We start from the raw sequence: 9,957 nt of genomic DNA, 5'->3' as shown, positions 1-9,957 counted from the left end.
CAGCGTAGTCGGGGATGTATCCCCTACTGCGGGTGGTGTCGGGTCACAGCTGCGTCGAGGGCATCGAGTGTGAATCCTGGACTTCGAGCGTGAAACGTGGGCGCGAAATTCCCGCCCCCTGTTCACACTCGACGCCGTCAGTTCACACTCGACCGCAGGAGGGGCAGGCAGAAGGCGGCAAGCGCACGACCGGCCGACACGCCAGCACCAGCTTGGCCAGTTAGGTCTTACCGTTGAGCGCGAGGCACGCATCCTGGACCTTGACTGAACAATTGTTTAGCATCCTGAACATGCGTTCACTCGATGACCTCACTGCGGCCGCCAGGATCCGCAACGCAGCGATCGAGCGGTTCGGCGATCAGGGCTTCGGTGTCGGCCTGCGCCCGATCGCCGACGCCGCCGGGGTGAGCGCGGCGCTGGTCATCCACCACTTCGGCTCCAAGGACGGTCTACGCAAGGCCTGCGACGACTACGTCGCCGAGGAGATCCGCACCGCCAAATCCGAGGCGATGAACTCCAGCGACCCGGCAACTTGGTTCGCCGCGATGGCCGAGATCGAGGAGTACGCGCCGTTGATGGCCTACTTGGTGCGCAGCATGCAGGCCGGCGGGGACCTGGCCAAGACGTTCTGGCAGACGATGATGGACAACACCGCGAGCTACCTGGACGAGGGCGTCCGCAGCGGCATCCTGAAGCCCAGCCGGGACCCGGCCGCCCGGGCCAAGTATCTGGCGATTACCGGCGGCGGTGGATTCCTGCTCTACATCCAGATGCACAAGACCCCCACCGATTTGCGGGCCGTGCTGCGCGACTACGCGAGCGACATGGTGTTGCCCGCGCTGGAGCTGTACACCGACGGCCTGCTGACCGACAGCCACATGTACGAGGCATTCCTGGCTCAAGCCGACGGAGACGACGATGCATCCGATTGAAATTCACAACCTGACAAAAGCTTTCGGTAAAGCCCGAGCGCTCGACGGCCTGGAGCTGAGCGTGCGCGAGGGCGAAGTGCACGGCTTCCTCGGTCCCAACGGCGCCGGGAAGTCGACCACCATCCGCATCCTGCTGGGTGTGGTCAAGGCCGACGGCGGGACCGTGCGCCTGTTGGGTGGCGACCCGTGGGCCAACGCCGTCGAGCTGCACCGCCACATCGCTTATGTACCAGGCGATGTCACGCTGTGGCCGAATCTGACCGGCGGGGAGACCATCGACCTGCTGGCCCGCATGCGCGGCGGCATCGACAGCAAGCGGCGCGCCGAGCTGATCGAGCGCTTCGAACTCGACCCGCACAAGAAGGCCCGCACCTATTCCAAGGGCAACCGGCAGAAGGTGTCGCTGATCTCCGCCTTCTCGTCGCGGGCTCGGCTGCTGCTGCTCGACGAGCCGAGCAGCGGCCTGGACCCTTTGATGGAGAACATCTTTCAACAGTGTGTCGCCGAAGCCCGTGATCGCGGTGCCACGGTGCTGCTGTCCAGCCACATCCTGGCCGAAACCGAGCGGTTGTGCCAGCGGGTGACGATCATCCGCGCCGGCCGGACCGTGGAGAGCGGAACACTGGAATCGATGCGGCACCTCAGCCGCACCACGATCACCGCCGACTTACTGCGCGATCCCGGCGACCTCACCCGCATCCGCGGTGTAGCCGACGTCAGCTACGACGGCACCGTGCTGCACGCCCAGGTCGACGCCGAAGGCCTCGGTGACCTCATCCGGGTGCTCGGCGACACCGGCGTCCGCAGCCTGGTCAGCCAACCACCCACGCTGGAAGAGCTGTTCATGCGGCACTACGGCGCCGACGGTCAACGCGAACTGACATGCTCATGAGCGCCTTGCTAGAACGGCCCGCCGCGCCGGCGCCGGTACACCATTCGTCTTTCACCGGGACGCTGGGAATGCTCCGGCTTTACCTCCGGCGCGACCGAATCGTGTTGCCACTCTGGGTGTTACTGCTGTCGACGCCGCTGGCCACCGTGTACATCGGCGGCATCGAAAAAGTTTACCCCACCCAGGCAGCCCGGGCCGAGTTCGTCGCGATGATCATGGCCAGTCCGGCACAGCGAGCGCTGTACGGCAACATCTACAACGACAGCCTCGGCGCGACCGGTATCTGGAAAGCCGGCATGTTCTATCTGTTGATCGGCGTGGCGGTGATTCTCACCGTGATCCGCCACACCCGCACCGACGAGGAAACCGGTCGCGCCGAGTTGCTCGGCTCGACCGTGCTGGGTCGCTACGCCGGCCTCACCGCCACCCTGATCTTGGCGTTCGGGGCATCGCTGGCCACCGGCGCGATCGGCGCGGCCGGCCTGCTGGAGACCAGTGTTCCGTCGCGCGGGTCGCTGGCGTTCGGCGCGGCGCTGGCCTGCTCGGGCTTGGTGTTCACCGCGGTAGCCGCTGTGACAGCGCAACTTTCGACGAGTGCGCGGTTCGCTCGCGGAGCGGCATTCAGTGTGCTGGCCGCCGCGTTCACGTTGCGCGCCGCCGGCGACGCCGGGTCGACCGCATTGTCGTGGCTCTCGCCGCTGGGCTGGTCGCTGCAGGTCCGCCCGTACGCCGGCGACCGGTGGTGGGTGCTGCTGCTGCATCTCGCGACGACGGTGCTGCTGACGGCGCTGGCCTACCGACTACTCGCCGGACGCGACGTCGGAGGCGGACTGATCGCCGAGCGGCCCGGCCCTGCTGAAGCAACGGCTCTGCTGCGCAACGCTTTCGGGCTGGCATGGCGACTCGACCGCGGCGCGCTGGTGATGTGGACCGTCGGGCTGTGTCTGTATGGACTGTTGATCGGCAGCATCGTGCACGGCATCAGCGACGAACTCGGTGGCGCGGCGGCGCGCGACGTGGTTGTGCGGATGGGCGGCACCAAGCTACTGGAGCAGGCGTTCGTTGCCGCGGCGTTCAGCATGCTGGCCATGATGGCGGCCGCCTTCGCCATCTCGCTGACGCTGCGACTCCGCCACGAGGAAGCTGGTCAACACACCGAGACACTGCTGAGCGGATCGGTGAGCCGAAGCCGTTGGCTGACTGGTCATCTCGTGCTGGCGCTGCTGGGTTCGGCCTCGGCGATCGTGATCGCCGGGATGGTCGCGGGGCTGACCTACGGGATAGCCGCCCACGACGTCGGCGGCAAACTGTTCATGGTGGTGGGCACCGCGTTGGTGCAGTTGCCCGCGGTGTGGCTGCCCGCCGCGGTAGCCGTCGCGCTATTCGGGCTCGCGCCACGATACAGCCCGGTGGCGTGGGGCGTGCTGGTCGCATTCGTCGCGCTGTATCTGATCGGCGAATTGTCCGGCTTGCCGCAGTGGGTGCTCGACCTGGAACCGTTCGCGCACGTTCCGCTAGTGTCCGGTCATACCGTCACTCCTGTTCCGCTGCTCGCGCTGTTGACGATCGACGCCGGGCTGATCGCGCTGGGAACGGCGGCCTTCCAGCGCCGCGACGTGCAGAGCTAAGGAGGCGGTCATGAAAACTGCTGCCAAAGGGCTGCTCTCGGCCACCCTAGGCCTGATCGCTTTCGGGTTGCTCTTGTTCGTGCCGGCCGGTACCACGCATTACTGGCGGGGCTGGGTATTCCTCGCGGTGTTCGCGCTATTCACCTGGATCCCGTCCATCTATCTGATGCGCACCAACCCGGCCGCGCTCGAGCGGCGGATGCAGGCCGGGCCGAAGGCCGAAAAGCGGACGCTGCAAAGGATTCTCATCACAGTCATATTTGTCGCGTTTCCGGCCACGTTCGTCGTCAGCGCCCTGGACTGGCGTTACGGATGGTCGCAGGTACCGGCGCCGGCGTCGGTCATCGGCGACGTGCTGGTCGCGGTCGGTCTGGGCCTGGCGATGCTGGTGGTCATCGAAAATGGTTATGCGGCAGCCAATGTCACGGTCGAAGCCGGCCAGCAGCTGGTCACCACCGGGCTGTACGGGCTGGTGCGCCACCCGATGTACACCGGCAACGTGGTGCTGATGCTCGGGATCCCGCCCGCGCTGGGCTCGTACTGGGGGTTGTTCCTGCTGATCCCCGGCATACTCGTTCTCGTGCTGCGCATTCGCGACGAAGAGGCCCTGCTGACCCACGAACTCAGCGGCTACCGGGAATACACCCAGCGAGTGCGCTACCGGTTGCTGCCGTACGTGTGGTGACGCTGCCACGAAATTGGCCGCGCTAGATCCAGACCCCTTTGCCCACGGCGACCACGCCGCCGGCGCTGATCGCGAAGCGCTCGCGATCTTTCTCGAGGTCCACCCCGACCATCTCGCCGGGCCCGACGACGACGTTCTTGTCCAAGATCGCGTGACGCACCACCGCGCCGCGGCCGACCCGCGCGCCCGGCATGAGCACGCTGCCTTCCACGATCGCGCCGTCATCGACCACGACGTTGGACGACAGCACCGAGTTGCGCACCGAGGCAGCCGAGATGATGCTGCCCGCGCCCACGACCGACTCCTGGGCTGAGCCGCCGTTGACGAACTTGGCCGGCGCCAAATTCTCCGACGCGCCAAGAATTGGCCAGCGCCTGTTGTAGAGATTGAACACCGGGTGCACCGACACCAGATCCATGTGGGCGTCATAGAACGCGTCCAGTGTCCCCACATCACGCCAGTACCCGCGATCGCGGTCGGTCGCGCCCGGCACGTCGTTGTCGTTGAAGTCGTAGACCGCAGCCATGCCGTCAGCCACCAGTCGGGGGATGATGTCGCCGCCCATGTCGTGATCGGAATGATCCTCGTCGGCGTCGGCGCGGATCGCGTCGATCAGCACCTTGGTGGTGAAGATGTAATTGCCCATTGAGACGAACGTGGCCTCCGGATCGTCGGGCGTCCCCGGCGGATCGCTGGGCTTTTCGACGAAGCTGCGGATGCGCCCGGACTCGTCGGCGTCGATGCAGCCGAACGCGCTGGCCTCGGCACGGGGCACCCGAATTCCGGCGACCGTGGCGCCGGCCCCGCTGTCCATGTGGAAGCGCAGCATCTGTTCGGGATCCATCCGGTAGACGTGGTCGGCCCCGAAAACCACGATGTAGTCCGGATCCTCGTCGTAAACCAGGTTCAGCGACTGATAGATCGCGTCCGCGGAGCCGGTGTACCAGCGGGGGCCGAGTCGCTGCTGGGCGGGGACCGGGGTGATGTATTCGCCCGCCAGACCGGACAACCGCCAGTTCTGCGAAATATGACGGTCCAGTGAATGCGACTTGTACTGCGTGAGAACGCAGATCCGCAAATAGCGGGCATTCATCAGATTGGACAGCACGAAGTCGATCAGCCGATAGGCACCACCGAAGGGCACCGCCGGCTTGGCGCGGTCGGCGGTCAGCGGATACAGCCGTTTACCTTCACCCCCGGCCAGGACAATGCCCAGCACGTGCGGTGCTTCCCTCATGCGTTAAACCTAACGGCCGTCGCGAACCCCTGCCAGATCAAACGGGGGCCAGATCATTGTGTAGGTACCCACACGGAGGGACTGACCATCAACAAATTTGGCTCGTTGCGGCGAGACGAGGGTCACACGCAACGGGTCGGCCCATCGGCGGTTCGGCAGCGACCATTACGGTGCCGGGTATGCGCGTGGCGATGATGACTCGGGAATACCCGCCGGAGGTCTACGGCGGGGCCGGGGTGCACGTGACCCAGCTCGTCGCACAACTACGCCAGCTGTGCCGGGTGGACGTGCACTGCCAGGGCGCGCCACGGCCGACGGCGTTTGCCTACCAGCCCGACGCTCAGCTGCGCGGAGCGAACCCGGCGTTGTCCACGCTGTCGGCGGACCTCGTGATGGCTGCTGCCGCCGCGGAGGCCGACGTCGTCCACTCCCACACCTGGTACGCCGGGATGGCCGGGCACCTGGCGTCCTTGCTGCACGGGGTGCCGCACGTGCTGACCGCGCATTCGCTGGAGCCGCTGCGGCCGTGGAAGTCCGAGCAGTTAGGCGGCGGCTACCGGATTTCGTCGTGGGTCGAGCAGACCACGGTCGACGCCGCCGACGCGCTGATCGCGGTCAGTTCAGGCATGCGGGACGACGTGTTGCGGGTGTATCCGGCCGTTGATCCGGGCCGCGTCCACGTCGTGCGCAACGGAGTCGACACCGACATCTGGTATCCGGTCGAGCCGAAGGCGGGCGAGTCGGTGCTGGCCGACCTCGGCGTCGATCCGGGCCGGCCGGTGGTCGCATTCGTTGGACGTGTCACCCGGCAGAAGGGTGTCGCGCATCTGCTGGCAGCCGCGCACGATTTCGACCCAGACGTGCAGGTGGTGCTGTGCGCCGGAGCGCCCGACACACCGGAAATCGCCGCCGAAGTACGGCAAGGAGTCGCAGCTCTGGCCGCTTCGCGGACCGGGGTGTGCTGGGTCCAGGATATGCTGCCGATCGACAAGCTACGTGTAATACTATCTGCTGCAACAGTTTTCGTATGCCCTTCGGTGTACGAGCCGCTGGGGATCGTGAACCTCGAGGCGATGGCTTGCGGTACGGCGGTGGTCGCGTCTGACGTGGGCGGGATACCCGAGGTGGTCGTCGACGGGGTGACGGGGTTGCTGGTGCACTATGACGCGGAAGATGCCATCGGCTACCAGAACAGGATCGCGCAGGCGGTCAACGTCGTGGTCGCCGATCCGGAGCGGGCCGAACGTTACGGCCAAGCGGGACGCCAGCGCTGCATCGCGGAGTTCTCCTGGTCGCAGATCGCCGCGCAGACCCTCGAGATCTACCAGAAGGTGTGCGCGTAACGCCGGCCGACGATACGGCGGGTTTAGCTCGTGACGCCTTTGAGCTCGTCGCCCAGTGCGGCGGCTTCGTCAGGGGTCAGTTCGACGACGAGCCGGCCACCGCCTTCCAGTGGTACCCGCATCACGATGCCGCGCCCCTCCTTCGTCGCTTCCAGTGGACCGTCACCGGTCCGGGGCTTCATCGCCGCCATCGAGCACTCCCTCCGAAATCGAGCTGGCCCGTCAACTGCACATTCACACCTTCATTGTTCCCTATCCGCGTGAATAGGCGCGCACGACCTCCGGCTCGGCGTTTCCAGCGGCCGCTCAGGTTCTCTTGCCTGCCCCCTCAGCCGCCCGTGAAGCGGGCCGCATCGTCGGCGGTGGGGGCACCCAGCACGCCCGCACATGATCGTCGACCATCCCGGTCGCCTGCATCAGCGCATAGGCGGTCGTGGGGCCGACGAAGCGGAATCCGCGGCGCTTCAATTCGCGGGCCATTGCAGTGGATTCCGGCGTGACGGCGGGGACGTCGGCCAAGGTCTTGGGCCTTTGAGACCGCAGCCGGCGCGCCGGAGCGAACGACCACAGCAGCTCCGAGAAGTCGTCTACCTCGGCAACAGCCCGTGCGTTGGCGATGGTCGCCTCGATCTTCGCCCGGTTGCGGACGATGCCCCGATCGGCCAACAGCCGCGCGACGTCGGCGGGCGTGAACCGGGCGACCTCCTCGGGCACGAAGCCGGCGAACGCCGTCCGGAAATTCTCCCGTTTGCGCAGGATAATCAGCCAGGACAGCCCACTCTGGAAGGCCTCCAGGCTCATCCGCTCGAACAGCGGCACCTGGCCGCGCAGCGGCTGACCCCACTCCGTGTCGTGGTAGTCGCGGTAGAGCCCGAAATCCGCGCTGCCGGGCTTGCCGACCGCCCAACCGCAGCGGACCAGGCCGTCGTCAACGGTCACCGGGCTCGTCCGCGGTATCTGGTGGCCGTTCGCCGGCAGCGGCCGCGGCGTGCACCGAGGACAGCTGGCCGCGCAGCAGGTCGAGCTCCTGCCCGAGCCGGTCCAGCACCCAGTCCACCTCGCTGGTCTTGTAACCGCGCAGCGTCTGGGTGAACTTGACCGCGTCGACGTCGGAGCGGGTGACACCCGAAGCGGGCAGGACGGTCGGGGTGGTCCCGCGGGGCAGCGGCGGTAGCGGCTCACCGCGGCCGAACAGCAGGCTGACCACACCGAAGAGCACACCCGCTAGCAGGACCAGGACCACCAAGTACAGCAATACCAATGCCACGGGATCGATATTGCCCTATGGGTCCGACGAGGTCGCTCAGGGACGAAGGTTGCTCATCGGGGGCCGGTCGGCCAGCGACACCGTCGAGGTGCGCGGTGTGTAGCCCATCCCGTCGGGGCCGTCGACAAAGAATTGCGTGAGCCCCACTCCGGAATCGGGGATGCCGCAGCGCGACAGCAGCGTCGCGACGACCTGTCGGCTCATCGGACCCAGTTCGGCCAGCGGCCGGTTGCGATGTGCTCGCACGCCGAGGTTGACCTGCGCGATCGCGTCCAGGCCGAGTCGATCGTAGGTGTCGACCAGCAGGCCGATCTCGACGCCGTAACCGGGTGCGAACGGCAGCGCGGTCAGCAGCTCCCGGGTGGCCGCGTATTCGCCGCCGAGCGGCTGCAGGACGCAGCCCAGCTCGGGCCGCAATGCCGCCAATAACGGCCTGGCCACCAGCTCGGTGACCCGCCCGCCGCCGGTGGCGCCCTCGCGGCCGCTGCGGGCGTCGCCGACGTGCAAAGGCCGCCGATAAAAGCTCTTGACGAGGTGAATGCCGTCCTGGGTGAGCAGCGGGCCGAGCAGCCGCGGCACGAACATCGGGTGCGGCTCGATCAGGTCGGAGTCGACGAACACCACGAGGTCGCCGCTGGTGGCCGCCAGCGAACGCCACAGCACCTCGCCTTTGCCGGGCCGCGGCGCGATCTCGGGCAGCGCCTGTTCGCGGGTCACGACCTTCGCGCCGGCGGCAATCGCGCGGATCTCGGTGTCGTCGGTGGATCCCGAGTCGAGCACGATCAGCTCGTCGACCAGGCGGCCGACCAGCGGCGAAATACTCTCGATCACCGACTCGACGGTGTCTTCCTCGTTGAGGGCAGGCAGCACCACCGAAACGGTCTTGCCGGCCCCTTTGGATTTGGCCGCTTCCAGCTCCTCGACCGTCCACTGCGGACGAGTCCAGCTCCGGTCAGCCAGCCAGACGTCGCCGGGCGCCGCGGCCAGCGCCCCCTCGGCCGCGAGGTCGACCAGCTCAGATGCCGTCATGCCAGTCCTCTCACCGTGCGCGCGGGCGGGCGTTGCCCGTGAATCGACGCCACCATCTCCAACACCCGTCGGGTGGACCCGACTTCGTGAACCCGAAACATCCGGGCCCCCGCCGCAGCGGCCAGCGCAGTCGCGGCCAGGGTTCCCTCCAGCCGCTCGGTCAGGCCTACCCCAAGAGTCTCCCCGACGAAATCTTTGTTGCTCAACGCCATCAACACCGGCCACCCGGTGTTAACGAGATCTTCCATGTGCCGCAACAGCGCCAGCCCGTGGAAGGTGTTCTTGCCGAAATCGTGCGTCGGGTCGATCACCACCCGATCGCGAGCCACCCCGGCCGCGACAGCTCGTTCGGCAGATGCGGTGACCTCGCTGATGACGTCGTCGACCACGCCACGGGTGCTGGTCCCGTAGCTGACTCGGAATGGACGTGTCCGCGGGCGCGCGCCGCCGGTGTGCGAGCACACCAGCCCGGCCCCGCATTCGGCGGCCACTCCGGGCATCGCGGGATCGTAGCCGCCCCAACTGTCGTTGATCAGGTCCGCTCCTGCCCGGCAAGCGAGGCGGGCCACCTCCGAGCGCCAGGTGTCGACGCTGATCAGTTGGTCGGGATAGGTGTCGCGAAGCCACTCGATGAACGGCACCACCCGGGCGATCTCGGCGTGGCTGTCGATACTCTCCCCCGGGCCCGCCTTCACGCCTCCCACGTCAATCACGTCGGCCCCCTCGGCGATGAGACGATGCACCGCGGCCCGGGCGGCGTCATCGGCGAAGTTGGCACCGCGATCGTAAAAAGAGTCCGGGGTGCGGTTGACGATCGCCATGATCAGCGCGCGCTGGTCGCTCACCGGACGACCGCACAAGGTGGACGGCATCAGACCATCGTGCCTGGTGCGCTCGCGGTGATATCGCATGCGGTCACGATTCCAAAAAAGAGTGCCACCCCA

The 9,957-nt window shown here is 67.0% G+C and carries 11 protein-coding genes; 5 read left to right on the top strand and 6 right to left on the bottom strand.

Annotation, left to right across the window (positions count from 1 at the left end):
• The first annotated feature begins 290 nt into the window (after positions 1 to 290).
• Genes AC2VOG_RS03810 through AC2VOG_RS03795 form a run of 4 tightly spaced genes read left to right on the top strand, consistent with a single transcriptional unit; the run spans position 291 to position 4,137 of the window.
• Positions 291 to 932 (top strand): TetR/AcrR family transcriptional regulator, encoded by a 642-nt coding sequence (locus AC2VOG_RS03810; protein WP_486938583.1) that lies wholly within the window; start codon positions 291 to 293, stop codon positions 930 to 932.
• Complete coding sequence (locus AC2VOG_RS03805) at positions 919 to 1,824, top strand: ABC transporter ATP-binding protein (protein ID WP_486938582.1); 906 nt, start codon at positions 919 to 921, stop codon at positions 1,822 to 1,824. Before AC2VOG_RS03810 ends, AC2VOG_RS03805 begins: the two co-directional genes overlap by 14 nt.
• Positions 1,821 to 3,452, top strand: coding sequence for an ABC transporter permease (locus AC2VOG_RS03800; RefSeq protein WP_486938581.1), 1,632 nt, complete (start codon positions 1,821 to 1,823; stop codon positions 3,450 to 3,452). Before AC2VOG_RS03805 ends, AC2VOG_RS03800 begins: the two co-directional genes overlap by 4 nt.
• A 10-nt stretch (positions 3,453 to 3,462) precedes the next feature.
• Complete coding sequence (locus AC2VOG_RS03795; RefSeq protein WP_486938580.1) at positions 3,463 to 4,137, top strand: methyltransferase family protein; 675 nt, start codon at positions 3,463 to 3,465, stop codon at positions 4,135 to 4,137.
• Positions 4,138 to 4,159: 22 nt separating this feature from the next.
• On the opposite strand, the gene glgC is transcribed toward AC2VOG_RS03795, so the two are convergent.
• Positions 4,160 to 5,374, bottom strand: coding sequence for a glucose-1-phosphate adenylyltransferase (glgC, locus tag AC2VOG_RS03790; RefSeq protein ID WP_486938579.1), 1,215 nt, complete (start codon positions 5,372 to 5,374; stop codon positions 4,160 to 4,162).
• Between the two features lie 179 nt (positions 5,375 to 5,553).
• Between glgC and glgA the strand changes: the two genes are divergently transcribed.
• Entirely contained in the window at positions 5,554 to 6,717 is a 1,164-nt protein-coding gene (gene glgA, locus AC2VOG_RS03785) for a glycogen synthase (RefSeq protein WP_486938578.1), read from the top strand.
• 23 nt (positions 6,718 to 6,740) lie between these two features.
• Here glgA and AC2VOG_RS03780 read toward each other — a convergent pair whose 3' ends face one another.
• From AC2VOG_RS03780 to folP, 5 genes are all read right to left on the bottom strand, one after another.
• Positions 6,741 to 6,908, bottom strand: coding sequence for a DUF3117 domain-containing protein (locus tag AC2VOG_RS03780; RefSeq protein ID WP_003406247.1), 168 nt, complete (start codon positions 6,906 to 6,908; stop codon positions 6,741 to 6,743).
• 115 nt (positions 6,909 to 7,023) lie between these two features.
• A complete protein-coding gene (locus AC2VOG_RS03775) occupies positions 7,024 to 7,656 on the bottom strand; it encodes a DNA-3-methyladenine glycosylase I (RefSeq protein ID WP_486938577.1) in 633 nt (210 codons plus the stop codon).
• Complete coding sequence (locus AC2VOG_RS03770) at positions 7,646 to 7,984, bottom strand: DivIVA domain-containing protein (RefSeq protein ID WP_486938576.1); 339 nt, start codon at positions 7,982 to 7,984, stop codon at positions 7,646 to 7,648. The genes AC2VOG_RS03775 and AC2VOG_RS03770 overlap by 11 nt, the downstream gene beginning before the upstream one ends.
• Before the next feature lie 36 nt (positions 7,985 to 8,020).
• Entirely contained in the window at positions 8,021 to 9,013 is a 993-nt protein-coding gene (locus AC2VOG_RS03765; protein WP_486938575.1) for a glucosyl-3-phosphoglycerate synthase, read from the bottom strand.
• Positions 9,010 to 9,885: a dihydropteroate synthase gene (gene folP, locus AC2VOG_RS03760; RefSeq protein WP_486938574.1), complete on the bottom strand. Its 876-nt coding sequence runs from the start codon at positions 9,883 to 9,885 to the stop codon at positions 9,010 to 9,012. The genes AC2VOG_RS03765 and folP overlap by 4 nt, the downstream gene beginning before the upstream one ends.
• Positions 9,886 to 9,957 lie beyond the last annotated feature (72 nt).

It is taken from the genome of Mycobacterium sp. TH-M11 (assembly GCF_057473725.1).
This window is presented reverse-complemented; position numbering and strand designations above follow the sequence as displayed.